Origin of the sequence: Flavobacterium sp. (genome assembly GCF_965277525.1) — a bacterium.
GTDB lineage: Bacteria > Bacteroidota > Bacteroidia > Flavobacteriales > Flavobacteriaceae > Flavobacterium.
This window is the reverse complement of sequence record NZ_CBDIDC010000011.1, coordinates 208,022-232,328: the sequence shown is the minus strand read 5'-3', so window position 1 is coordinate 232,328 and position 24,307 is coordinate 208,022. Positions and strand designations below refer to the sequence as shown.

General features: G+C 37.3%; 19 protein-coding genes. 9 read left to right on the top strand and 10 right to left on the bottom strand.

The features are described from left to right. Nucleotides 1-10: 10 nt before the first annotated feature. Nucleotides 11-1,699 (top strand): glycoside hydrolase family 28 protein, encoded by a 1,689-nt coding sequence (locus ACQY44_RS21905; RefSeq protein WP_428232401.1) that lies wholly within the window; start codon nucleotides 11-13, stop codon nucleotides 1,697-1,699. Between the two features lie 192 nt (nucleotides 1,700-1,891). Here the strand turns inward: ACQY44_RS21905 and ACQY44_RS21900 are convergent, their stop codons facing one another. From ACQY44_RS21900 to ACQY44_RS21880, 5 genes are all read right to left on the bottom strand, one after another. Continuing rightward, entirely contained in the window at nucleotides 1,892-2,722 is an 831-nt protein-coding gene (locus ACQY44_RS21900) for an amidohydrolase family protein (protein ID WP_428232400.1), read from the bottom strand. Nucleotides 2,723-2,727: 5 nt separating this feature from the next. Beyond that, the gene (locus tag ACQY44_RS21895; protein WP_428232399.1) at nucleotides 2,728-3,525 is read right to left on the bottom strand and encodes an SDR family oxidoreductase; all 798 of its coding nucleotides are present in this window, start codon (nucleotides 3,523-3,525) and stop codon (nucleotides 2,728-2,730) included. 187 nt (nucleotides 3,526-3,712) lie between these two features. Next, nucleotides 3,713-4,726: a zinc-binding alcohol dehydrogenase family protein gene (locus tag ACQY44_RS21890; RefSeq protein WP_428232398.1), complete on the bottom strand. Its 1,014-nt coding sequence runs from the start codon at nucleotides 4,724-4,726 to the stop codon at nucleotides 3,713-3,715. A 207-nt stretch (nucleotides 4,727-4,933) separates the two neighbouring features. Then, nucleotides 4,934-5,788, bottom strand: coding sequence for a fumarylacetoacetate hydrolase family protein (locus ACQY44_RS21885; protein ID WP_428232397.1), 855 nt, complete (start codon nucleotides 5,786-5,788; stop codon nucleotides 4,934-4,936). Nucleotides 5,789-5,927: 139 nt separating this feature from the next. Next, the gene (locus ACQY44_RS21880) at nucleotides 5,928-6,692 is read right to left on the bottom strand and encodes an SDR family NAD(P)-dependent oxidoreductase (protein WP_428232396.1); all 765 of its coding nucleotides are present in this window, start codon (nucleotides 6,690-6,692) and stop codon (nucleotides 5,928-5,930) included. A 327-nt stretch (nucleotides 6,693-7,019) separates the two neighbouring features. Between ACQY44_RS21880 and ACQY44_RS21875 the strand changes: the two genes are divergently transcribed. The 7 genes from ACQY44_RS21875 to fucP all read left to right on the top strand — a co-directional run bounded on the left by ACQY44_RS21875 (nucleotide 7,020) and on the right by fucP (nucleotide 15,026). After that, nucleotides 7,020-8,168, top strand: a complete 1,149-nt coding sequence (locus tag ACQY44_RS21875; protein ID WP_428232395.1) for an ABC transporter substrate-binding protein — start codon at nucleotides 7,020-7,022, stop codon at nucleotides 8,166-8,168. Further along, a complete protein-coding gene (locus ACQY44_RS21870; RefSeq protein WP_428232394.1) occupies nucleotides 8,165-9,313 on the top strand; it encodes a CaiB/BaiF CoA transferase family protein in 1,149 nt (382 codons plus the stop codon). Before ACQY44_RS21875 ends, ACQY44_RS21870 begins: the two co-directional genes overlap by 4 nt. Further along, the gene (locus tag ACQY44_RS21865; RefSeq protein WP_428232393.1) at nucleotides 9,310-10,449 is read left to right on the top strand and encodes a CaiB/BaiF CoA transferase family protein; all 1,140 of its coding nucleotides are present in this window, start codon (nucleotides 9,310-9,312) and stop codon (nucleotides 10,447-10,449) included. The genes ACQY44_RS21870 and ACQY44_RS21865 overlap by 4 nt, the downstream gene beginning before the upstream one ends. Then, nucleotides 10,449-11,675 (top strand): extracellular solute-binding protein, encoded by a 1,227-nt coding sequence (locus ACQY44_RS21860; RefSeq protein WP_428232392.1) that lies wholly within the window; start codon nucleotides 10,449-10,451, stop codon nucleotides 11,673-11,675. Before ACQY44_RS21865 ends, ACQY44_RS21860 begins: the two co-directional genes overlap by 1 nt. A gap of 113 nt (nucleotides 11,676-11,788) precedes the next feature. Next, entirely contained in the window at nucleotides 11,789-12,856 is a 1,068-nt protein-coding gene (locus tag ACQY44_RS21855) for a Gfo/Idh/MocA family protein (protein ID WP_428232391.1), read from the top strand. Between the two features lie 298 nt (nucleotides 12,857-13,154). Then, complete coding sequence (locus ACQY44_RS21850) at nucleotides 13,155-13,631, top strand: MaoC/PaaZ C-terminal domain-containing protein (RefSeq protein ID WP_428232390.1); 477 nt, start codon at nucleotides 13,155-13,157, stop codon at nucleotides 13,629-13,631. A 93-nt stretch (nucleotides 13,632-13,724) separates the two neighbouring features. Next, nucleotides 13,725-15,026, top strand: a complete 1,302-nt coding sequence (fucP, locus tag ACQY44_RS21845) for an L-fucose:H+ symporter permease (RefSeq protein WP_428232389.1) — start codon at nucleotides 13,725-13,727, stop codon at nucleotides 15,024-15,026. A 278-nt stretch (nucleotides 15,027-15,304) separates the two neighbouring features. Here fucP and ACQY44_RS21840 read toward each other — a convergent pair whose 3' ends face one another. Further along, complete coding sequence (locus ACQY44_RS21840; protein WP_428232388.1) at nucleotides 15,305-16,042, bottom strand: MBL fold metallo-hydrolase; 738 nt, start codon at nucleotides 16,040-16,042, stop codon at nucleotides 15,305-15,307. Between the two features lie 11 nt (nucleotides 16,043-16,053). Next, entirely contained in the window at nucleotides 16,054-17,295 is a 1,242-nt protein-coding gene (locus ACQY44_RS21835; RefSeq protein ID WP_428232387.1) for an MFS transporter, read from the bottom strand. Nucleotides 17,296-17,405: 110 nt separating this feature from the next. Here ACQY44_RS21835 and ACQY44_RS21830 point away from each other — a divergent pair, with 110 nt between their 5' ends. Then, nucleotides 17,406-18,278 (top strand): LysR substrate-binding domain-containing protein, encoded by an 873-nt coding sequence (locus tag ACQY44_RS21830; RefSeq protein WP_428232386.1) that lies wholly within the window; start codon nucleotides 17,406-17,408, stop codon nucleotides 18,276-18,278. Nucleotides 18,279-18,361: 83 nt separating this feature from the next. Here the strand turns inward: ACQY44_RS21830 and ACQY44_RS21825 are convergent, their stop codons facing one another. The 3 genes from ACQY44_RS21825 to ACQY44_RS21815 form a co-directional block, all read right to left on the bottom strand. After that, nucleotides 18,362-20,812 (bottom strand): glycoside hydrolase family 3 C-terminal domain-containing protein, encoded by a 2,451-nt coding sequence (locus ACQY44_RS21825; RefSeq protein WP_428232385.1) that lies wholly within the window; start codon nucleotides 20,810-20,812, stop codon nucleotides 18,362-18,364. A gap of 27 nt (nucleotides 20,813-20,839) precedes the next feature. Further along, complete coding sequence (locus ACQY44_RS21820) at nucleotides 20,840-21,727, bottom strand: alpha/beta hydrolase (RefSeq protein WP_428232384.1); 888 nt, start codon at nucleotides 21,725-21,727, stop codon at nucleotides 20,840-20,842. A 260-nt stretch (nucleotides 21,728-21,987) separates the two neighbouring features. Further along, a complete protein-coding gene (locus ACQY44_RS21815; RefSeq protein ID WP_428232383.1) occupies nucleotides 21,988-24,300 on the bottom strand; it encodes a glycoside hydrolase family 3 N-terminal domain-containing protein in 2,313 nt (770 codons plus the stop codon). Nucleotides 24,301-24,307: the final 7 nt, after the last annotated feature.

Sequence of the window (24,307 nt, the reverse complement as noted above, 5' to 3'; positions counted from 1 at the left end):
TTCACTACCAATGAAAACGAACCCAATTCCTCTTTTACGTATTGCTCTGGCAATTGTGATCACAAGTTTTTCGCAGAACAATTTTGCTCAAAATTCAAAGTCTTATGATACTTATGAGAATATTGAATTTAAAATGGCAAAGGTCAAAGAACCTGTAATTCCAAAAAATAGTGTGAACCTAAAAGACTTTGGTGCTGTAAATGGCGGGTATGTTTTAAATACTAAGGCTTTCGCCGATGCTATAGACGCGGTTTCAAAAAAAGGCGGTGGAAAAGTAATTATCCCTCGCGGAATCTGGCTTACGGGTCCTATTATTTTAAAAAGTAATCTTGAATTGCATGCTGAAACCGGAGCATTAATTAAATTTTCTCCGGATAAAAGTTTATATCCCATTATCGAAACGAGTTTTGAAGGTTTGAATACTTGGCGCTGCATCTCTCCTATTTACGGTAAAAACCTTGAAAATATTGCCTTCACCGGAAATGGTGTCTGGGATGGTTCAGGCGAAGTTTGGAGACAGGTTAAAAAGAACAAACTAACAGACAGTCAATGGAAAAAGTTTGTTGCTTCAGGTGGCGTTTTAAACGATAAAAAAGACAGTTGGTATCCGTCAGAAGTTTTTATGAATGCTTCTAAAGGTGCTGACCAAAATGTACGTCCGGATTTAAAAACGAAGGAAGAATTTGAAAAAATTCACGACTTTTTGCGTCCGGTACTGGTGAGTATTCAAAACAGTAAAAGAGTTTTGTTTGACGGGCCTGTATTTCAGAATTCTCCTGCCTGGAACATTCATCCCTTAATGGTTGAAGATTTAATTGTGCGTAATGTTACCGTTCGTAATCCGTGGTATTCTCAAAATGGCGATGGTCTTGATGTAGAATCCTGCAAAAATGTCATCATCGAAAATTCAAGTTTTGATGTGGGTGACGATGCAATTTGTATTAAATCAGGAAAAGATAAAGACGGACGTGATCGCGGTGTTCCCTGCGAAAATATCATCGTAAAAAACAATATCGTATATCACGGACACGGAGGCGTAACGGTGGGAAGTGAAATGTCCGGTGGGGTAAAAAACCTACATGTATCGAATTGTACTTTTATGGGAACTGATGTTGGATTGCGTTTTAAAAGTAACCGTGGACGTGGCGGTGTGGTTGAAAACATTTATATCTCTGATATTTTTATGACCGATATTCCGTCGCAGGCGATCTCTTTTAATCTGTATTATGGAGGAAAATCGATAGCAGAAACTCTGGAAGAAGGCGGAGATAAAATCATTAATAAAGCAATGCCTGTAAATGTAGAAACGCCACAATTTAAAAATATTTCAATCAAAAATGTGACGATTAAAGGCGCTCAGCAAGCAGTATTCCTACAAGGTTTACCTGAAATGAATTTAGAGAATATCGAAATCTCTAACTTAATTGCTACGGCAGAAAAAGGTTTTTCGATTATTGATGCTAACGGAATCAAAATCATTAATGCAAAGCTGGATATCGCAGACAGCAATGTATTCGAAATTTACAATGCTAAAAATCTGTCTTTAAAAAATGTGGAATTCAATTCGATATCAGCAAAAGCAATTTCTATTAATGGTGAAGCTTCTCAAAATATTGAATTTGCATCTTCGGCTAATTTTGATTTTGCAAAGAAAACTACTATTGGAGAAACTGTTCCTAAAGGGGCTGTGAAGTTTTAAAAAATTGTTGCCTGTTAAAAGTGAGATGTAAAATGCAAAAAGTAGGCCTTCCGATGGAAAGCCTACTTTTTGCATTAAGTTTCTTTGTCATTTTGACGAAAGAGAAATTGTTTGGTTAGTTTGTGTTTTATTCCAGCATAAAACCCGATAGATTTTAACTGCAGAAATCAGGATAATAAACTTTGCGGTTATTTATACATTATAAAAAGAACTCGCATTCCCCAACCAAATCTTATTCTGATCTTCGACTGAAAGCTGCGAAATATAATCTTCTAATGTTTTTACTACTTCGGAGTAATTTGAAGCAACATTCAAAACGGGCCAATCTGATCCGAACATTAATTTACTGGCAGGGAAATTTTCGAAAATTACATCTAAATACGGTTTTAAATCAGACGGTTTCCAGGAGTTCCAATGGGCTTCTGTAACCATTCCTGAGATTTTACAGCTTATCTTTTGATATTTTGCAATTTCCTGAATTCCTTTTTTCCATGAAGTAATATTACCTGATTTTATATCCGGTTTTGCAATATGATCGATTACAAAAGGCTGATCCGGGAAATGTTTTGCCAAATCTATTGCAGCGGGTAACTGATGATGAAAAATAAGAATATCGTAGGTATAATTGAACTTTTTTAAAGCCGAAATTCCGTTACGAAAATCCTGTCGAAACATAAAATCATCGGCTTCGCCTTGTACAACATGACGAAATCCTTTTATATTTTTAAAAGAAGAAAAATGATGCAGACGCTCTTCTATATTTGACGCTCTTAAATCAACCCAACCCACGATTCCTTTTATAAAATCATTTTTAGAAGCTAAATCTAAAAGAAAATTAGTTTCCTCTTCAGACTGACTGGCCTGAACGGCTACACAACCTGAAAATTGATTCTGCTGAAGCAATGGCAAAAGATCTTCGGGCAAAAAATCTCTTTGAATCTTTTGCATCGAATCATCAATCCAGCTGTCTCTTACGGAATCAAATTTCCAAAAATGCTGATGTGAATCAATACGATTACTCATTTGTATTAATTTACATCACTGATTAAGGCACGATCCAGATGCACGTAACCACCATCAACAAAAACAAATTGTCCTGTTGTATGCGACGACCGGTTTGAAATGATAAAAAGTGCTGTATCTGCAATTTCTTCTGTTTTGGTCATTCGGCTTTCAAACGGAATACTTTTGTTGATTTTCTTTAAAACCGTTTCGCCGTCGGGAAGTGTTTTCAACCAATCATCATAGGCAGGCGTAAAACTTTCGGCAATAATAATGGCATTCGAACGAATTCCAAACTGAATTAAATCAACTGCCCATTCTCTGGTTAATCCTAAAACTCCACCTTTGGCAGCAGCGTAACCTGAGGTTCCTCCCTGTCCTGTTAAAGCGACTTTTGAACCAATGTTCAGGATATTTCCTTTTGATTCTTTCAGGTATGGAAGCGCATATTTTGTCAATAAAAAATAACTCACCACATTCAGTTTCAATGAATTCATGAAGTCCTCATAACTTGCATCTAAACCTGCTCCGTCATTCACGCCAACATTATTGATTACAGCGTCTATTCTACCGTATTTTGCAATGATTTTTTTAACCGCATTTTCTATTTCAACAGGATCCGTGACATCTGTTTTGACGAATAATGAATCTATATTTCTTTTCTGAAGTGCTTCGGCATAGCCAAAACCTCTGTCATTTCGATCGACAAGTACCGGAATTGCGCCTTCATCTGCCAGCCTTTTGATTATCGTTTCTCCTATACTTCCTTCTTTGCCTGCCGAACCCGACACGACAACAATTTTACCTTTTAAATTTAAATCCATTTTTTGTGGTTATTTGAGGTTATCTAGCTAAACCTAGCAGGTTTTTAAAACCTGTTAGGTTTCCTTCGATTATAAATTCAACTTTAAAATCTATGTTTTTTTCGCCAATCTTTGAAGAGTTTCCCGCGAAGATTCCTCGTTCCTCGAAATGACAAACTTTACGTAAAAACTTTATTTAAATTATATACTAATCTAATTCGATCAATGCTTTGATCACATTATTTTTTGGATCAATTAACTTTCCAAAATTGTCAATCATATCGCTAAAACGAGTTCTGTGCGTAATGTACTTTTTAGGATCAATTTTTCCATTTTTAAGACATTCCATTACATATTCAAAATCCTGAATGGTAGCGTTTCTGCTGCTCATCAAAGTCGATTCTCTTTTATGAAAATCAGGATGGCTGAACGTTAATTCGCCTTTTTGAAGTCCAACTAAAACAAATCTTCCTCCATGCGAAATATAATTGAAAGCATCATTCATTACATTTCTATTTCCTGTGGCATCAATAACCACATTGGCCATATCGCCATTGGTGATTTCAGCCAGTTTTGCTGTAACATTTTCGTTTAACGGATTGATTGTTTCATCGGCATTGAGTTCGTTTTTACAAAAACCCAATCGGTATTCGTTAATATCCATTACGATCACTTTTGCCCCTGCAATTTTCGCAAACTGAATCAGTCCAATACCAATGGGTCCGGCGCCCATTACCAAAACAGTATCATTAGGTCCAACAGCGGCTCTTCGAACACCATGCGCAGCAATTGCCAACGGTTCTACCAATGCCAGCTGATCGTAATCTAATCCTTGTCCGTGCAATAAATATTGCTCCGGAATTGTTACGTATTCGGCCATTCCGCCATCAATATGAACGCCAAATACTTTGATATTGACACAACAATTGGTTAAGCCGTTTCTGCAAGCGACACATTTCCCGCAATTGAAATACGGAATAAAAGTTACTTTATCACCTGGTTCAAAACCTTTCGCATTTCCTTTAATATACTCTGCAGCCAGTTCATGCCCTAAAATTCTGGGGTATTCAAAATAAGGCTGGGTTCCCCCAAAAGCGTGAATATCAGTGCCGCAAATCCCTATTCTTTTTATCTTTAATAATACTTCGCCATCTTTTGGTTCGGGTATTTCTTTTTCTTTTAATTTGAATTCCTGTGGTTTCTCACATACAATAAATTTCATCTTCAATTTTTTTAACTAATCTATTGAGCTCAATTTGTAAAAATTTCATTAAACACATAGCAACATGGATTTTTTCTTTTTTTAAGAAGATCAATTAAATGATACATCATTCACCTCACTATGTGCATTTAAATAAGTGAAACGCCTTTTTAGACTATGAATACTATGTCCTTATGTGTTAAACAATTACGCCCAACGAGTTTATAATTACTTTTGGTATGCGACAGCAGTTTGCTTACTGGTACCCAAACCTTCGATTCCAAGCTCTACAACGTCACCCGGTTTTAAGTAAATTGGATCCGGCTTAATTCCTAATCCAACTCCCGGGGGTGTTCCTGTACTAATGATATCGCCAGGAAGCAGGGTCATAAACTGGCTTAAATAATGTAGCAAATACGGTATTTTAAAAACTAAATTTAAGGTATTACTGTCCTGGAACTTTTTACCATTTACGCTTAGCCACATCGACAAATTATCAACATCCTGTACTTCCTCTTTCGTAGCCAAAAACGGTCCTAAAGGCGCAAATGTATCACATCCTTTTCCTTTAGCCCATTGTCCGCCACGCTCGATCTGAAATTCTCTTTCACTGTAATCATTCAATAAAGCATAACCCGCAACATAATCAAGAGCTTCAGCTTCTTCGACATAACTCGCTTTTTTCCCTACAACAAATGCCAGTTCTACTTCCCAGTCTGTTTTTACACTATTTTTTGGAATAATGACATCATCATCAGGGCCACATAAAGAAGTGGTTGATTTAAAAAAGATGATAGGTTCTGTTGGAATTGGTGCACCGGTTTCTTTGCAGTGATCTACATAATTCAAACCAATACAGATTATTTTTGATGGTCTTGCCACCGGAGATCCTAAACGCACATTCGCATCTACTTCTGGTAAAGCTGGATTACTGTCTAATGCTTTTTGCAATTTTTCTAAACCGTTTTCTTCAAAAAAACTTTCGTTAAAGTCTGAAACAATTGACGAAACATCATATCTTTTTTCACCAATTAAAACTCCTGGTTTTTCTTTTCCAATTTCTCCAAAACGTATTAATTTCATATTTTTTTTTTATTTGAGTTACTAAGTGGCTAAGGTTCTAAGTGGCTAAGTTTTTTTGGCGTCTATTTTTGTGAGTCGCTAGCATTCTAAGTTTTTTTTAGCTTAGAAACTTAGTAACTCAGAACCTCAGTACCTTTATTTAATTATTTAATTTAATAAATCCTCCGTCGATTGGGTAATCGCTTCCGGTAATAAACCCTGCCTCGTCGCTGCATAGATACAAAGCCAAAGCGGCAATTTCATCCGGTTTTCCCATGCGTCCGATTGGTTGAGATTGTGATAATTTTTCGAACATTTCAGCTTCTTTTCCAGCGTAATTTTTCGAAATAAAACCATCTACAAATGGCGTATGAACCCTTGCAGGAGAAATCGAATTACAACGGATATTATCTTTGATATAATCTTTTGCCACAGATAAAGTCATGGCCATAACCGCGCCTTTTGCAGTAGAATAAGCAAATCGATCCGGGATGCCTACCCATGCCGCAATGGATGCCATATTGATAATAACACCACCTTTTGAAAGTCTCAATTGTGGGATTGCTGCGAACAAACAATTGTAAACTCCTTTTACGTTTACTTCCATGACACGATCAAAATCAGCTTCAGGTGTGGTGTCTACCTTACCTACATGTGCAATTCCGGCGTTATTGATCAGGATATGAATATTACCAATGGCTTCAAATGTGGCTAAAACGTCCTTTTGACTCGCCACATTACAGGCATGCGAAAAAACATTGCCGCCTAATTTCCTAATATCTTCAACTGCTTCCTGAGCACTTTCAAGCGTTAGATCTATGATATGCACTTCTGCTCCTTGTTTGGCAAAAAGGCTTGCAATTGCCCTGCCAATTCCGCTACCTCCTCCTGTTACTACAGCTTTTTTATTTTGTAATGAAAACATGTTTTATTCGTATTTAGTCTTTATTATATCGATATAGTGTTCTAAAATTAATAAATGTAAAAAACACAATTACAAATGTAATTTTTAATCTCAATATTCTGATAAATATTTTCTTTAATTACTCAAAAAATGATCATAGTATAAGATATTATAACATTTTTTATATCATTTGTAAAAAAATAAGACATGGGATTCAGATACTGCAAAAAACCACTGTTAATAAATGCTTCATTCATTGCGCAATTCAATCTTATTTCTATTTTTGTAATTGTATTTTTTACATTTATTATTTCTTCAATCAAAATCATCACCATTAAATTATACAAAATGACGATACTAAAAGGGATAACCTGGAATCACACAAGAGGTTTATTACCAATGGTTGCTACAGCACAGCGTTTTACAGAACTACATCCAAATATTGAAATTACCTGGGAGAAAAGAAGTCTGCAGGAATTTGCCGATGCATCGATTGAAGATTTGGCTAAAAAATTTGATTTACTGGTGATCGACCATCCGTGGACAGGTTTTGGCGCAGACACAAACGCTATTCTTCCTCTCTCTGATCACCTTTCTGCTGACTATATAAAAGATCAGGAACTCAATACAGTTGGACGTTCGTACGGAAGTTACGTTTTTAGCGACAAATTATGGGCATTACCAATTGATGCTGCGACTCCGGTTGCAGCTGCACGCTTGGATATTTTAGAAAAACAAGGTTTAAAAGTACCTCAGACCTATGACGATGTATTGGCTCTGGCTAAAAAAGGATTAGTGGCTTTTGCCGGAATTCCGGTTGATGTTTTGATGAGTTTTTATATGTATTGCTGTAGTTTGGGCGAGGCTCCGTTTCAGTCTGATGAAAAAGTAATCTCAGTAGAAATTGGAAAAAAGGCTTTACAAATGTTCCGCGAATTGGCACAGTTAATCGATCCTGCTAATTTTAACAGAAATCCAATTCAGGTTTATGAGGCTATGGTTAATTCTGATGCAATTGCCTACTGCCCTTTCGCCTACGGATATTCTAACTATTCGAGAATGGGTTACAGCAAAAATTTACTTCATTTTTATGATTTGGTCCGTTTGAATACTAACCCGATGATTAGTTCTTTGGGCGGAACCGGTTTAGCCGTTTCTTCTTTCAGTAAACATATTCCGGAAGCTATTGCCTATGCTGAATTTACAGGATCATCTCACATTCAGCAAAATATATTTGCCGATAATGGCGGACAGCCCGGACATCTGCAAGCCTGGAAAAGTGACCGAATTAATGCTTTAACACATGACTATTTCAAAAATACCTTACCTGCTTTAGAACGTGCTTTTTTACGTCCAAGATATTCCGGACATATGTATTTTCAGGATCATGCAGGCGATGTCGTTCGTGATTATCTGATGAATGGCGGAGATGAAGAATTGGTTTTAGAAGTCCTGAATTCGCTTTATGCAAAATCGCTAAACCTGCAGACCACATGAGACCACTTGAAGGATTAGTTGTATTGGAGTTTTGCCAGTTTTTAGCAGGTCCGTCCGCAGGATTAAAATTGGCTGATTTAGGTGCAAGAGTGATCAAAATCGAACGTCCCGTAAAAGGAGAAGCCTGCAGACAATTGAGCATCAAAGATCTTTTTGTCGACGATAGCAGTTTGTTGTTTCATACCATTAACCGAAATAAAGAATCTTTTGCAGCTGATCTTAAAAATCCTGAAGATTTAATTTTGATTAAAAAACTAATCGCTCAGGCAGATATTATGACGCATAATTTCAGGCCGGGCGTCATGGAAAAAATAGGATTGGATTTTAATGAAACATTGTCCATCAACCCCAAAATAATCTACGGAACCATTACAGGTTACGGCACTATTGGTCCTTGGGCAAAAAAACCGGGACAGGATTTATTACTGCAATCCTTATCCGGATTGAGTTGGTTAAGCGGCAGAAAAAGTCAGGAACCTGTTCCGTTTGGTTTGGCTGTGGCCGATTTAATGTGCGGCAATCATTTTGTTCAGGGTATTTTAGCGGCATTACTCAAAAGAGTCAAAACCGGAAAAGGGGTTTTGGTCGAAGTAAGTTTATTGGAGTCTGTTTTGGATGTACAGTTTGAAGCCCTTACTTCTTTCTTAAATGATGGAGGTCAGTTGCCGGAAAGAGGCGATATTAAAGGAAGTGCACATGCTTTTTTGAGTGCTCCCTACGGCGTATATCAAACTCAGGAAGGTTTTCTTTCTTTGGCCATGGGCGATTTGCTTTTTATTGGAAATACGCTTGGCGTTGATTTAAAAAAATATAGTGAGAAACATCTTTGGTTTGAAAAAAGAGATGAAATCAGAGCAATATTAGCCGGAAAACTCCTAACTCAAACAGCTGATTATTGGACAACATTACTTCAAAAAGAAGGAATCTGGTGCGGAAAAGTATTCAATTATGAAGAACTCGACAGCCAACCTTTTGTAAAAGAACTAGAACTGAAACAAACCGTCAAAAATTCTGATGGAGAAACTTTGGTCACAACCCGAAGCCCCATTCAGCTTGACGGAAAAATTTTAAAGAGCACAAAAGCAGCTCCTAAAGTTGGAGAAGACAATTCAAAAATACACGAACAATTTTTAAACAACGCATGAAACCATTAGAGGATTATTTAATAGTAGATTTTAGCCAGTTTCTTTCCGGCCCTTCAGCGAGTTTGCGATTGGCTGATCTGGGGGCACGCGTGATAAAAATTGAAAAACCGGGAACAGGCGATATCTGCCGGACTTTATATACATCAGATCTGATTATGAATGGTGAATCTTCTGTTTTTCATACCATTAACAGAAATAAAGAATCGTTTGCCATAGATTTTAAAGAACCTGAGGAACTTGAAAAATTAAAAAAACTATTGGCTAAAGCCGATGTCGTGATGCATAATTTCAGACCCGGAGTTATGGAACGCATTGGTTTAAGTTATGATGCTGTTAAAGCTTTTAATCCGAATGTTATTTACGCTTCGATTTCAGGTTTTGGCGTGCATCCGGATTTAAAAGATTTACCGGGTCAGGATTTACTGTTGCAATCCTTAACGGCTTTAACCTGGCTGAGCGGCAATCAGGAAGATGGTCCGGTTCCAATGGGTTTATCGATTGTCGATATGCTGGCGGGTGCACATTTGGCTCAGGGAATTTTGGCGGCTTTATACCGAAAAGCAACTCATACTATTGGTGCTTCGGTTCAGGTCAGCATGTTAGAATCGGCTTTTGATTTTCAGTTTGAAACCATCACGACCTATTTTAATGATGGGGGTGAATTGCCTGTCCGGACTAAAACGAATAATGCTCACGCTTATTTAGGTGCGCCTTATGGAATTTACAAAACCAAAAATGGCTTTCTGGCCTTGGCAATGGGTTCTATTCCGGTTCTGGCTTCACTTTTAAAATGTGATGCGCTTTTAGCATTTCCTGAAAACAAATTCATTTTAAGAGATGAAATAAAAAATATTCTCGCGACACATTTGCAAACTCAGAATACTGATCATTGGCTGAATATTTTAGAACCCGCAGACATTTGGTGTGCCGGAGTTTTAAACTATCAACAGCTTTTTGCCGAAAAAGGATTCAAAGTTTTAGACTTTATACAAAAGGTAACAATGCTGGATGGTTACTCCTATGAAACGACAAGATGTCCCATTAAAATTGATGGCGAATATCTGACTTCCAGTAAAGGTTCTCCAAAATTAGGACAAGACAACGAGAAAATTATTAAAGAATTTATAGCTATATAATGAAGAAAATAAGAATCGCTGTCCGCAAATTTGATCCTTTCGAAAGTACGCTGCAAAAGCTATGGGATTTGTTTTGTATTAAAAATAATATTCAGGTAGAAGCCGAAATGGTTCCGCTCGAATTGCACGAACTTTATGAAACGACCATTTTAAAAAAAGGTTTAAAAGAAGGAAAATGGGATATTGCACACCTCAATACCGATTGGATTTTTGATGCCGTACACGAAAAAGCGGTTCTTGATTTGTATTCTTTCATAGCAGAAAATCCTCCTGAAAGTTATCCTTACGGCTGGCACAAATCGCTTTTGCATTTACAGCAACTGGATAATGGAACGTATGGACTTCCTTTTCACGATGGACCGGAATGTTTAATTTACAGAAAGGATTTATTCGAGAACGAAACTGAGAAAGAGAATTTCAAAAAGCAGTTTGGTTACGCGCTTTCTACTCCGAAAACCTGGGCAGCATTTACAGAAATTGCAACATTCTTTAACCGTCCCGAACAAAATCTATACGGTTGCATTTTTGCCAATTATCCAGACGGGCACAATATGGTTTTTGATTTCTGCCTGCAGTTGTGGACTCGTGGCGGATCTTTAATCAACGAGAAAAATCAAATCTCTATTTATAGTGACGCAGCGGTTCAGGCTTTAGATTTTTATCGAAAAATCGTAAATGACAAAAATGCCGTTCATCCCAGGTCGAAAGAATTTGGTTCGGTTGAAGCGGGAATGGCTTTCGCCGAAGGACAAGCAGCAATGTCTATCAATTGGTTCGGATTTGCCTCGATGTGTGAAGTGATCGAGGAATCAAAAGTAAAAGGGAAAATTGATATTACGGCATTACCTTCTGATCCTAATCATAAAACTGCTTCTTTGAATGTGTATTGGCTATATACCATTGGTTCTGGAAGTAAACATCAAAAACTGGCTTACGATTTTTTACGATTTGCCACTACTCCGGAAAGTGATAAATTATTAACTGCTGAAGGCGGAATTGGCTGTAGAAAATCAACGTGGAATGATGAAGAAATCAACAATATCATTCCGTTTTATCATAAGCTTGAGATGTTGCACGAAAATGCTTTGACTTTACCTCAAAACCCTATTTGGCCAAAAATAGCCGAATTAATTGATCAAATGGTTTTGAAGGCGATTGAAAGTGATATTTCCTCTGAAAAACTATTAGAAGAAACTCAGCATAAGATTGAAAAATTAACGCATTAGATACGTTGCTATAACTTTGTCAAAGTTTAAATCTTTGACAAAGTTGAACAAGGATGCTCAAAAACTTAGCCACTCAGTCCCTTAGCAGCTTCGAACCTTTAAACTAAAAAATTATGAATATTCCTTATCAACCTAAATTACCTGAAACCAACCAACCAATTATCATTATCGGAGCAAGCGGAATTGTAAAAGATGCGCATTTGCCTGCTTATGAAATGGCCGGTTTTACTGTTTTTGGTATTACCAACAGAACGATTTCTAAAGCATACGATCTGGCGAAACAATTCAAGATTACCCATGTTTTTGAGAACGTAGCCGATGCGGTTAAAAATGCGCCATCAAACGCTGTTTATGACATTACGGTTCTACCCGATCAATACATCGAAATATTGGAACAACTGCCTGACGGAGCCGCAGTTTTGATTCAGAAACCAATGGGAAATGATCTCGTTCAGGCACGCGAAATCGTCGCAGTTTGCGAACGCAAAAACCTGGTTGCCGCAATTAATTTTCAACTTCGTTTTGCTTCTTTTGTAAGCACTGCAAGACATTTGATCAATGAAGGGATTATTGGCGAATTGTACGATTTTGAATTTAAAGTTACTGTAAACACGCCTTGGGAATTGTTCCCGTTGATTAAGGAACACCCCAGATTGGAAATTCTTTTTCATAGTGTTCACTATATCGATTGCATTAGATCGTTTTTGGGAAATCCGAAGAGTGTGATGGCAAAAACGGCCAAACATCCGTTAAAGAAATTATCATCCTGCCGCTCTACCATCATTTTAGATTATGGAGAAGACAAACATGTCGTGATCAATACCAACCATGATCATCATTTTGGCCCTAAGCATGAAGAAAGCTACATTAAATGGGAAGGAACAAAAGGCGCCATAAAAGCCAAAATGGGTTTATTAATGAATTATCCGAACGGATTGCCGGACGAATTTGAATATTCGATACCAAATGAAAACGGCGAATACGAATGGAAAAAAATTGAACTCAAGGGCTCCTGGTTTCCCGAAGCTTTTATAGGAACAATGTCCAATCTAATGCGTTTTAAAGAAGGTTCTGATACCAAATTACTGGCAAGTGTACAAGACGTCCTCGACACTATGAAAGTCGTTGAAGCGTGTTATATCAGTAATAAAAACGGAGGGGTTTCCCTGAGTGAATTATAATTTGGAGGAAAGATGCAAAATGTGAGATGCAAGATGAAAGATTAAAGATGCAAGATGAAAGATGAAAGATGAAAGATGAAAGATGTGAGATGAAAGATGTGAGATATAGGATTTTAGTTGATCGTTATTTTGAAACAATTGATATTAAATAATTTTTATTTCCATTTCACTTTTAACATCTTTCATCTTGCATCTTGCATCTTTCATCTTTCATCTTAAAATCTTGCATCTAAAAATCTTGCATCTCAAATCTTGCTTCTAACTCCTAAACTCTAACCTTTATCAAACTAAAAAATATATGTATTTCAAATCAACATTTTTCGAAGAGTATCAAATTGGTGACAAGCGCGTCACTTTTGGACGAACGATAACCGAAACCGACTTTGTGGTTCACGCCGGTCATACGGGAGATTTTTTTCCGCATCATATGGATGAGGAATGGTGTAAAACACAACCTTTTGGACAGCGTATAGCCCACGGTACCATGGTTTTTAGCATCGGTATTGGCCTGACCGCATCTGAAATTAATCCGGAAGCTTTTTCTAAAGGATATGACAGAATGCGATTTGTAAAACCAGTACATATTGGTGACACCATTCACTCTGAAATTACAATCTCAGAAAAAGGAGAAGCCAAAAAACCAGATATGGGAACTGTCACGGAACACGTTGAAATTATAAATCAGAGAGGGGAAGTTGTTCTCGTTTGTGACCATTTATTACTGGTTAACAGACGTTCAGAGGGACAAAGGGACAAAGAGACAAAGGTTTTCTGACTTTGAACCTAAAACCTTTGCAACTCTGAATCTCTGAGCCTTTGAACCTTTATAACTATGCATCTTTAACCTATTAAACTAAAAAAACTAACTATGCAAATAACCAACCAAATTGGCGATCAACATGAGGTCGCTACAGAAAAAGGAACAGGAACAAAATACCTTTTGCCTTTTATATTAATTACCAGCTTATTTTTCCTTTGGGGAATGGCACACAATCTGGATTCTATTTTAATTCCGCACTTAAAAAAGGCTTGCGAATTAAACAATCGTCAATCGACATTGATTGACACGGCGGTCTTTTTCGCTTATTTTGTAATGGCTATTCCGGCAGGAATGTTAATCAAACGCTTTGGTTATAAAAACAGTATTATTACCGGATTATTGGTTTTCGCAACAGGTGCTTTTCTGTTTGTTCCTGCGGCAAATACCCGAACTTACGAATTATTCTTGTTTGCTTTGTTTGTCATTGGCTGCGGTTTAACGATTCTGGAAACGAGTGCAAATCCGTATGCTGCGATTTTAGGACCTCCGGAATCTTCTTCTAAACGACTGAATTTAGCAGCATCTTTTAATGGTTTGGCAGCAATGGTCGCTCCTATTGTGGGTTCTTTGTTTATTCTCTCGGGAAAAAATCATACACCGGAACAAATGGCCGCAATGTCTGACGCTGCAAGATCAGCCTACTTGCTGGAAGAAGCTTCATCAGTAAAATTGCCTTATATTATTCTGGGAACTGTACTAGTCTTTGTTGCTATTTTATTTTATTTCATGCATTTGCCTTCAATGAAAGCACAACATGCAGAAGTTGAAGTAAAACCGGGATTCTTTTCTGTATTAAAATTTCGTCATTTAAGCTGGGCTGTGGCAGCGCAGTTTTTCTATGTTGGTGCCCAGGTTTGTATTACGAGTTTCTTTATCAGAATTGCACAGCAAGGCGGAGGATTAGACGAAAAAACAGCCGGATATTATCTTGGTATTTATGGGTTCTTGTTTATGGCGGGACGCTTTATTGGAACATTCTTTTTAAAATTCATTAAAGATTATGTTTTGCTTTCGATCTATTGCGTTTGCAGTATTTTATTATGTTTGGTAGCGATCTATGGAACCGGAATTTACGTAATCTACGCACTTGGCGGAATCGGATTCTTTATGTCGATTATGTTTCCAACGATCTTTTCTTTGGGCATTGTGGGCTTAAAATCGAATACGGAAACGGGTTCTTCATGGTTGGTCATGTCGATTGTTGGCGGTGCAATCCTTCCGTACGGAATGGGGACTTTGATTGATATGAAACACGATGATATTCAGTCGGGATATATTATTCCGCTGTTGTGTTTTGTTATTATTTTATCTTTTGGAGTTTATGGACATAAAGTAAAAACGGTTAAATAAACTATTCGTTTTTTGATATTTTACAAAAAAGGTTTGAATCGGATATTTTCTGATTCAAACCTTTTTTAATTTAAATCCTATTTAGAAAAATTTTAAAAGTAAGTATCTTATTTCTGCTGATTTAAGCCGTAAATCTATCCTACATAATCTCCAACTCTTTCCTCTTTCATCTTTCCTCTTTCCTCTTTCATCTTTCCTCTTTCATCTTTCCTCTTTCCTCTATCCTCTATCCTCTATCCTCTTTCCGCTTTCCTCTTTCCTCTTTCCTCTTAAAAAACCTAAAATTCCAAAACAGGCGTTTTCATATCATGATACAAAAGCACTTTCCAGTGTTGTTCTTTGGCTTCCTTCTCCCATTTTTTTCTTGATTCCATAGCATGTTTTCCATCGTAATCTGTTTTATAAGCAGCATGAATTTCTAAATAGGCTTTTTGTGGCAAATCATCGGCTCCGTAAAAAGCAATTTTATCTTCTTCCTTAATCCCGAAAACCTGATGGAATGGTGTATGCCCTTTAGAAACTTCATAAGAGATTTCCTTTGTAATTTCGCCTTTATCATTGTCAAGCATCATTACATTTGGCAATGATTTTAACTGATTGAGTATTTTAAAATCATACGAAGGGCTTTGTTTTTGTTCTAAAGCAAAATCCAATTCCCTCTTTTGCATATAAACAACCGCATTTGGAAAATTGGGTACAAATTCATCCTGTTCATCAAAAAAGCCAATGCCTCCAATGTGATCTTTATGAAAATGTGAAATCAGCACTTTTGTAATTTGATTTGCCTTATAGCCCGCTTTTTCTATAAGATGCAAAAGCATCGGAACATCATCTTCTACAAAACCAAGCCCGGTATCCAAAAGAATTATTTCATTTTTTAATACGACCAAAAACGGACATATCGCAATCTTTAGTCCTTTTAACTGCTCTTCATTCGCATTTTCCATCGAAAAAGAACTAAATATTTTTTGTTTATTCACAGCATAAATACCATGATTTAGGGGAATAATTTTCATCTGAAATGGCTTTAAAGTTTTTTAATTTCTAATGTTGTTAATGGTACGGAGCGGGCAAAAAAACGCTTCTTATAATAAATAAACACCAAAACGGATAAAATTCCGATACATCCCGATATCGCTACTGCTTCTTTTGGACCCAGGACCTCGGCAAGAAGTCCTATTAATAAACTTCCCACCGGCATAACACCCTGATAGGCCATTATGTAATAACTGATTGCCCTGCCCCGCATATGTGGCGCGGCATTTGCCTGAATGTAGGTATTAATTGCCGCCGACTGTGCCATCATCCCTATTCCGCTTATCACCATAAACAATAAAGCCAAAGGTAAAACATTTGAAAAAGACAATAATAAAACACTTACACCAAAAAGAAAACCTGATATAATAATAGTCTTAACAAGATGATTGTTAGATTTTAAGTTGGCTAAATAAATGGCACTTAATACAGAACCAAAACCCATAGCGCTTTCAAAAAGACTAAACGTTTTTGCTGTACCATGAAACAAATCTTTGGCAAAAATGGGCATTAAAGTGTTAAAAGGCAGTACAAAAAAACTGCTTACCGACAGGAGGACAATAAGGCTCATCAGATCTTTCTCAGTCGAAATATATTCAAACCCCTCTTTTAATTCCTCCCATAAACTAGTCTGTGGTTTTACATTGACTACAACTTTCATTTTCATCAGGTACAGACATATTAAAACCGGTATATAACTCATGAAATTGCTTATAAAACAAAAATCTTCACCAAGAGTACTCAATACAATTCCGGCTAAGGCAGGGCCAATTACTCTTGCCAGATTTGTCATAGTTGAATTTAAGGCAATTGCATTGGGTAAATCCCCGGCATTGTCGACCATATCAATCATTAATGTCTGACGGCAGATTACATCAAAAGCATTCACGATTCCCTGTAAAAGACTCAACAATATGATGCCTGTCATACTGTAGAACCTGAAATAAAGCATAGCCGCCAGAGCTCCCGCCTGAAGCATCGAAATAATCTGACTGTTAACCATGACCTTAAATCGGTTATGGCGATCGACATAACTTCCTGCATAAGGCGAAAGTACCAAAGAAGGGATCAGACTCAAAAACGTTACTACTCCCAATAAAAATGCCGATCCTGTTAAGCGATAGACCAACCAGCTTACTGCGGTTTTCTGCATCCAGGTTCCCATAAGGGATATGGACTGGCCATAAAAAAATAACTTAAAATTTCTGTACTTTAAAGATCTGAAAATATTCATAACCACTAAGGCAGGAGCCTCTATTAATTTAGTACTACAAATTTCAATAATAATTCTATATTTGTAAAACGTTATTTTTCTATCAAATCAATCGATAAAACCGATTTAGAATGGAACTCAGACAGCTCAGATATTTCCTTAAAGCCAAAGAATTACTCAATTTTACAGAAGCCGCTAACAGTTTACATATTAGCCAGAGTACTTTATCGCAACAAATTAAGCAACTCGAGGAAGAACTAAAAATCCCTCTTTTTAACAGAATAGGCAAGCGAATTACACTAACAGAAGCAGGACAATTATTTTCTATTTATGCTTTGCAAAGTATTAACAAGGCTAATGATGGTCTTCAGCTATTAAAAGATTTAAACAATCTGAATACCGGAAAAATTTCGATTGGGGTCACTTACGCGTTACGAGATATCGTCACCCGGACACTGATTGAATTTGCTCCTCAATATCCTAAAATTCAATTCGAAATTGTTTTTGGAACTTCTAAAGAATTGCTTGAAAAACTAAATCACTTTGAATTAGATGTTATACTGACATTTGAAGAGATTATTACGGAAAATCTTTTTAAATATGAGGCTCTTTTTACGTCTCCTATGACTCTCGTAACATCAACCCAATCTGATTTAAAAAACAGGGTTTCTATATCATTACAGGAAATAAGCGAGCTGCCTCTTGCTCTTCCTGCCAAAGGATATAACACTGCTCAATTTATTAATGATGCTTTTATTAAAAAAGGGCTCTACCCTAAAATTGCCATTGAAATCAATGACATTCCAACACTTTTAGAACTTGTTCGAAGCGGAAACTGGTATACCATTCTTACACAGACTACTATTAAGAATGAAAAAGGTATTTACAGTATTCCAATTGATGGAAAAAACATGATACGAACTGCTATGGTCATATCGATCAAAGAAGCGTATGAAAAGAAAACGGTAAAAGCATTTTTAGATACGCTGAGGTCCTTAATTTAGAATTCCCAAAAAAGACAGAGCATAAAAAAAGCCTTCCAAACATCCGTTAGAAGGCTTTTTTACTAACAACGATTAACTAAAACTTACGGTTTAAGCTCTGTAAACTTTGAATCTAATTCAAAAGCTTTCTTTACTTTTTCGACCGTAATTTCTTTTGCTACTGAAAATTCTGCTGTTTTTTTGATGTCTAAAGACGATGCGCCAACCAAAACTTTATAGTTTCCGGCTTCGGCAATCCAGGCGCTTTTGTTTTCTAAAAATGAAGCCAGATCCTTTGGGGATAAAGTCAGTTTTAACGTTTCACTTTCGCCTGGCTTTAATTCTTTGGTTTTACCAAAAGCTTTCAATTCTTCTTTTGGCTTATCAATCAATTTTGATGGTGCAGAAAGGTATAATTCTACTACTTCTTTTCCAGCAGTTTTTCCTGTATTTTTTACTGTTACAGAAACTGTCAATGTAGTATTGAAAATCGGTGAGCTCAATTTTACATCTGTATAATCAAAAGTGGTATACGAACTTCCAAAACCAAATTCATAAGATGGTTTTACATTAAACGTATTGTAATAACGGTAGCCAACATAAACGCCTTCTTCGTATGTTACTTCTTTAGGGTTATCAGCAGGAAATCCAGGGAAGTTTTTTGCCGAAGGTGTATCTGCATATTTCACTGGGAAAGTCATCGTCAGTTTTCCGGATGGATTTATTTTTCCTGAAACTACATCTGCAACAGAATGTCCGCCTTCCTGACCTGGCTGCCATGCTAATAAAATAGCATCTACTTTATCTTTCCATGAGGCTGTTTCAATTACACCGCCAATATTTAAAATAACGACTACTTTTTTTCCTTTTGCGTGAAAAGCTTTTGAAATTTTATCCAGCATTTCGATTTCTTCATTGGCTACATTAAAGTCATTATTAACCACTCTGTCCCCGCCTTCTCCTGAATTTCTTCCTAAAGTCACAAAGGCTATTTCAGAGCTTGCTGCTTTTTTAGCAATAAAAGCATCATCCATTTTCATTTCAGGAAGTCTTTCCGGCAAAGCTAAAATTCCTCTTGCTTTTCTTCTTTCTTTTTCAGCCACCACTTCTTTTTCAGCGTGCGGTTTGTACAGATCAACCAATTCTTTATCTAATTTATAACCTGCTGCACTCAGACCTTCTAAAAGAGAAACAGTATGTTTATTGTTTACACTTCCACTTCCTGTTCCACCGGTAATCCAGGCATAAGAGGTAACACCAAACAGGGAAACTTCTTTTTGTTTATCGGCAAATGGCAATGCATTATTGTCATTTTTAAGTAAAACCATTCCTTCTGCTGCAGCGTTTCTGGTTACTTCGGCATTTTTAGTAAGGTTGGGTTTGTCACTGTATTTGTATTTGGCAAAAGTGGGAGTACGAAAGATATATTCTAAAATTCTTCTGGCGTTTGTATTGGCTACTTTTTGAGATAATTTACCGGAGTTTAAAGCTTCTAACAATGCTTTTTTCTGAACCGGAATTCCCGGCATCAAAAGATCATTTCCGGCAATCATTTGTTGTACTACATCAGAGCTTGAACCTTTTTGTATTGATTCAAAACCCGGAAAACCTCCAAACCAGTCCGTCATTACAATTCCTTTAAAACCCCATTCATTTCTTAAAACCTGAGTCAGTAAATCTTTTCTGGCAGAAGTATATTCACCATTCAGTTTGTTATAAGATGACATTACGGTCCAGGGTTGCGATTCTTTTACTGTGATTTCAAAACCTTTTAAATAGATTTCTCTAATCGCTCTTTCAGAAACGTGTGCATTGATTGTCAAACGATTGGTTTCTTCATTATTGACAGCAAAGTGTTTGATAGAAGTTCCCACACCCTGCGACTGAATTCCGTTTACGATTGCAGCTGCCGTTTTTCCTGAAATCAACGGATCTTCAGAGTAATATTCGAAGTTTCTGCCGTTCAAAGGATTTCTTTGAATATTTAAAGCCGGTGCTAATAAAACATCCACACCATATTCTTTAACTTCATTTCCCATTGCTTTTCCAACGGCTTCTAAAAGTGCTTTATTCCAGGTTGATGCTAAAGCTGTTCCTACCGGAAATGCTGTGGCATAATAGGTTTTCGAGTCATTTTCTCTTGTTGGTGCAATTCTTAAACCCGCAGGACCATCAGCCACAACAGTAGCAGGAATCCCGAATCTTTCAAAAGCAGCAGTTCCACCCGCAGCCCCCGGAACCAAACCTTGTTTAGAATCGCCTACAGGACCGGTGAGCACTTCGATTCCCGGCATTCCGGTTCCGATAAGCAGTTCAGCCTTTTCTGCATTGGTCATTTGTTTGATGATCGCATCAATTCTTTGATCGACAGTAAGACGCGTATCTTCCCAAGTATCTAATTTTCCGTTTCTGTTCAAATCTTTAAAAGTAAAACCTTTAATGGTTAGAACTGGCGGATTCGTTTCGTCATTTGGAATGGTATTCCAGGATACATTCGAAAGCACTAAAGCGGTCAAAAGTGATACTCTCGCAGTTTTTATAATTGTTTGCTTCATAATATAGATAGTTTAAAATAGTCTCTTTTAGTTTAGAAATCCTTGTAATGTCAGCCATTCTTCAAAACGGACTTCCCATGAATCTACAGGTAGATTTTGTTTTCCAGTCCCAAAACCATGTCCGCCTTTTGAGTACATGTGTAATTCTACAGATTGTCCGGCTTCCAGCCATTTATTATACATCTGGATACTTCTTGGAGCCAGTTTTAACTGATCGTCGCTGGCTGCACATAAAAACATTGGGATCTTTTTCTCCGGAGTTGCTACAGTGAGAAGTTCCGGTCTTGGACCTCCGTAAATATTGGCTACAAAATCTGGTAATTGATCTGCTGCATTATCCAAAACGGTTTCCATTGCTACAGTACTGCCTGCCGAAAACCCGATAACACCCACTTTTTTAGTATCTATTCCGTATTTTGAAGCATTATCACGAACATATTTTAAAGCTGTTTTCCCATCTTGTGCCGCTAATTTTATAGTGCCCAAAGAATTTTTTTCGAAAGTGGCCCTGTCTTTCAATTTCTCCATCATTTCTCTTGCCGGATCATTGGTTTCAGTTTTGTTCAGACGGTATTTCAAAACAAAAGCCGTGATCCCTTTTTGGCTCAGGATCTCAGCCAGTTCTTTTCCTTCTCTGTTGATGGACAAACTCTGGAAACCTCCGCCCGGGGCGATTATGATTGCCGTTCCGGTGTTCTTCACTCCTTTTGGAACCTGATACACCAATAATGAAGGATCTGTAACATTGTAAACTACTTCAGTCTTAAAAAGATCAGAGTACATTTGGGCCTCTTTTTGGGTCCAGTTTTCAGATCCCGGTGCTTTCCCGGCATATAATTTTATGGTTTCCTGAGCTTTTATCGTTGTGCCTGTAAGCATCATGAAAGCAAATAGGAATGTGATTTTATTTTTCATGTTATTTGTGGTATCATTAATATGTCTTTATTTTTTTCTCAATTTGTCTTTTCTCCATTTTGTCTTTCCTACGAAGGAAGAATCTCCACAAGTAACTGCACAATCAAAAGTGTCAATCTTTGTCGATCTTGCACCGGAGATTCCTCCTTCGTCGGAATGACAGTATTGCGGAGTTTCTTTGTGTTTAAAACTTTGCGGGACTTCGACTCCGCTCAGTCTGACAAATATTATCGGGTTTTATATCTTAAGCGAGATTAAGACTATTGCTTCTTATAAGTCTGCGTTCTGGCATCTTTTATAACCCCTGTCCAGTTCAATCCGTAAGCGAAATCGTAAACATTTCCTTCGCTGTCTTTGTGCGAAACCATATCAAAAGGAACATCTTCCAATTGTTTTTCTACCGTTTCCATATTGGCTGGCATCTGAACCGGTAATAATCCTGAAGGTTCTGTCTTTCCCGAAATAATATCTAAAACTGCTTGTGTAGCAACACCGAAATTTAAGACAATTCCGTCAACTTTACTTTCAAATTCATTAAAAATCATTGGTTTAGAAGCTGTAACCGAAACAATAACCGGTTTTCCGTTCATCATGTCTTTGGTGTCCAGGATCGTTCTCAAATCCATGGTGTTGGCTACTGTAACCGTTTTGTTTTTATAAGTTCTGTCTGTAATCGTTGGATCGATCACCTGATCTCCGGCAGCAATACTTTTGGCTCTGGCTTCTGTTGCGGTGTATGTTCTATATTGCAATGAAATAGGGACATAACCATTGCTGCCACTTTTTCTGTCGTTTAAGTCATAACCACCTTCTAAACTTTGCGGGCTCGTTACAAAAACAATCGCAAAATCAGCTTTTGTGGGATCTTCGGTTACATTGTAATATTTCTTTACCAGATCGAGATTTACCGGATATTCTAATTTTGGCTGGCTCGGAACACCCCACCAGTCTTTGGTTGAAGCGGTATAAATCTTCGGAATAAAAACCGTTTTCTTTTCTTTTAATGGAAGAACAGAAGCTTTATTTTTCAACAATACAACTGATTTTAATTGTGCATCGTAACCAGCTTTCATAAACTCAGGATTTCCAACAATAGCTTTGGTTTCGGCTACATTCAAATATGGATTTTCAAAAAGTCCCACCCTGAAAATGTTTTTCAGTAAACGAACGGCAGATCTTTCGAAACGTGCTCTCATAAAAGGTTCACCAAATTCTTTTATTCCCATTTGGTAGGCTTCCAGAACTGGCTTCTTGTCGTTATTACCACCAAACTGATCTACTCCGGCAACAATCGCTTTATAATGTCTTTCTGCAATCGAAAGATGCTCCACTCCCCATGGTTTTCCGGCAAAAAGATTAGGTGTTTTTCCTTCGTCTCCAGTTACTAACCAATCAGTACAAACCACACCATCATAGCCGTATTTGTCTCTTAATAAATCGGTAATGATATATTTACTGTAACCATTGGCTACATTCTCCTTGTATTTTTTATCCTGATCAAAAGTAATGGTGTAATATGGCATTACTGCCGAAGCTTTGCCTGTTTTTCCTTTTAATTTGAAAGCCCCATTGATGAATGGATCTATATGCTGCTGTAAATTATTTCCCGGGTAGACAGCAAATTTTCCGTAAGCCCAATGTCCGTCACGACCACCTTCTTCTGCTCCACCGCTTGGCCAGTGTTTTACCATGGCATTCACGCTTTTGTATCCCCAACCGTCTTTGATTTCATCTTTTCCGTAAGAAGTCTGAAAACCGTCGATATAAGCACGTGCCATGTCTGTGGTCAAAGCGGGGCTTTCGCCAAAAGTCATTGAAATCCTGTACCATCTTGGCTCTGATCCTAAATCGATTTGAGGCGATAGAGCAGTTGCAATTCCTAAAGCTCTGTATTCTTTTGCTGCAATTTGACCAAACTGTTCGACAATCTTTGGATCAAAAGTAGCTGCCATCCCTAATCCATCCGGCCACATTGAGATTTTCCCTCCCGCTCCTGCATTAAACTCTGCTGTAACAGTTGCATTATGACGTGGATCTGTACTGGTATTGCTCGGAATTCCTAAACCAATTCCTTCTACAAACGCCTGCATTTGATTGTTCCATAAAGCAGCTACTTCCGGACTTTCTACATTAGTGATCAAAACATGACGAAGATTATCTTCTTTCAAAAAAGCTTTTTGCTGATCTGTTAAGTCATATGCTTTGGCATTGCTTTCCGGAAAAATTTTCCCGTTATAAGTTCCTGCATTATACCCGGCAACTCCTGCCGGTAAAGACTGGTGACGGCTGTACAACATCAATCCTGCAATTTGATCTACGGTCATTTTTGAAGCTAAATCTTTGGCTCTTTCGTCTGCTGAAAGGCGCCAGTCTTCGTACTTATCCAGCTTTCCGTTTTTATTTAAATCTTTAAATTTCTTTCCGTTAACCGTTAAAATTTTAATGCCCGATTCAGGAGAATATCCCAAATCTGCGCCTTTATTATTTTTTACAATCGTAAAATTTTCTTGTTGGGCTTGCAGCGTAACGCTTATCAAAAAAGCAAAACCGGCTGTGATAATAATTCTTTTCATATTACAT

What these genes read in the sequence shown, in the direction of transcription:
- ACQY44_RS21880 (WP_428232396.1), bottom strand. Translation starts at nt 6,692, where the DNA reads ATGTTTTCATTACAAAATAAAAAAGCTGTAGTAACAGGAGGAGGTAGC.
- ACQY44_RS21875 (WP_428232395.1), top strand. Translation starts at nt 7,020, where the DNA reads ATGACGATACTAAAAGGGATAACCTGGAATCACACAAGAGGTTTATTA.
- ACQY44_RS21850 (WP_428232390.1), top strand. Translation starts at nt 13,155, where the DNA reads ATGTATTTCAAATCAACATTTTTCGAAGAGTATCAAATTGGTGACAAG.
- ACQY44_RS21860 (WP_428232392.1), top strand. Translation starts at nt 10,449, where the DNA reads ATGAAGAAAATAAGAATCGCTGTCCGCAAATTTGATCCTTTCGAAAGT.
- ACQY44_RS21835 (WP_428232387.1), bottom strand. Translation starts at nt 17,295, where the DNA reads ATGAATATTTTCAGATCTTTAAAGTACAGAAATTTTAAGTTATTTTTT.
- ACQY44_RS21870 (WP_428232394.1), top strand. Translation starts at nt 8,165, where the DNA reads ATGAGACCACTTGAAGGATTAGTTGTATTGGAGTTTTGCCAGTTTTTA.
- ACQY44_RS21905 (WP_428232401.1), top strand. Translation starts at nt 11, where the DNA reads ATGAAAACGAACCCAATTCCTCTTTTACGTATTGCTCTGGCAATTGTG.
- ACQY44_RS21815 (WP_428232383.1), bottom strand. Translation starts at nt 24,300, where the DNA reads ATGAAAAGAATTATTATCACAGCCGGTTTTGCTTTTTTGATAAGCGTT.
- ACQY44_RS21825 (WP_428232385.1), bottom strand. Translation starts at nt 20,812, where the DNA reads ATGAAGCAAACAATTATAAAAACTGCGAGAGTATCACTTTTGACCGCT.
- ACQY44_RS21895 (WP_428232399.1), bottom strand. Translation starts at nt 3,525, where the DNA reads ATGGATTTAAATTTAAAAGGTAAAATTGTTGTCGTGTCGGGTTCGGCA.
- ACQY44_RS21885 (WP_428232397.1), bottom strand. Translation starts at nt 5,788, where the DNA reads ATGAAATTAATACGTTTTGGAGAAATTGGAAAAGAAAAACCAGGAGTT.
- ACQY44_RS21830 (WP_428232386.1), top strand. Translation starts at nt 17,406, where the DNA reads ATGGAACTCAGACAGCTCAGATATTTCCTTAAAGCCAAAGAATTACTC.
- fucP (WP_428232389.1), top strand. Translation starts at nt 13,725, where the DNA reads ATGCAAATAACCAACCAAATTGGCGATCAACATGAGGTCGCTACAGAA.
- ACQY44_RS21840 (WP_428232388.1), bottom strand. Translation starts at nt 16,042, where the DNA reads ATGAAAATTATTCCCCTAAATCATGGTATTTATGCTGTGAATAAACAA.
- ACQY44_RS21900 (WP_428232400.1), bottom strand. Translation starts at nt 2,722, where the DNA reads ATGAGTAATCGTATTGATTCACATCAGCATTTTTGGAAATTTGATTCC.
- ACQY44_RS21820 (WP_428232384.1), bottom strand. Translation starts at nt 21,727, where the DNA reads ATGAAAAATAAAATCACATTCCTATTTGCTTTCATGATGCTTACAGGC.
- ACQY44_RS21865 (WP_428232393.1), top strand. Translation starts at nt 9,310, where the DNA reads ATGAAACCATTAGAGGATTATTTAATAGTAGATTTTAGCCAGTTTCTT.
- ACQY44_RS21890 (WP_428232398.1), bottom strand. Translation starts at nt 4,726, where the DNA reads ATGAAATTTATTGTATGTGAGAAACCACAGGAATTCAAATTAAAAGAA.
- ACQY44_RS21855 (WP_428232391.1), top strand. Translation starts at nt 11,789, where the DNA reads ATGAATATTCCTTATCAACCTAAATTACCTGAAACCAACCAACCAATT.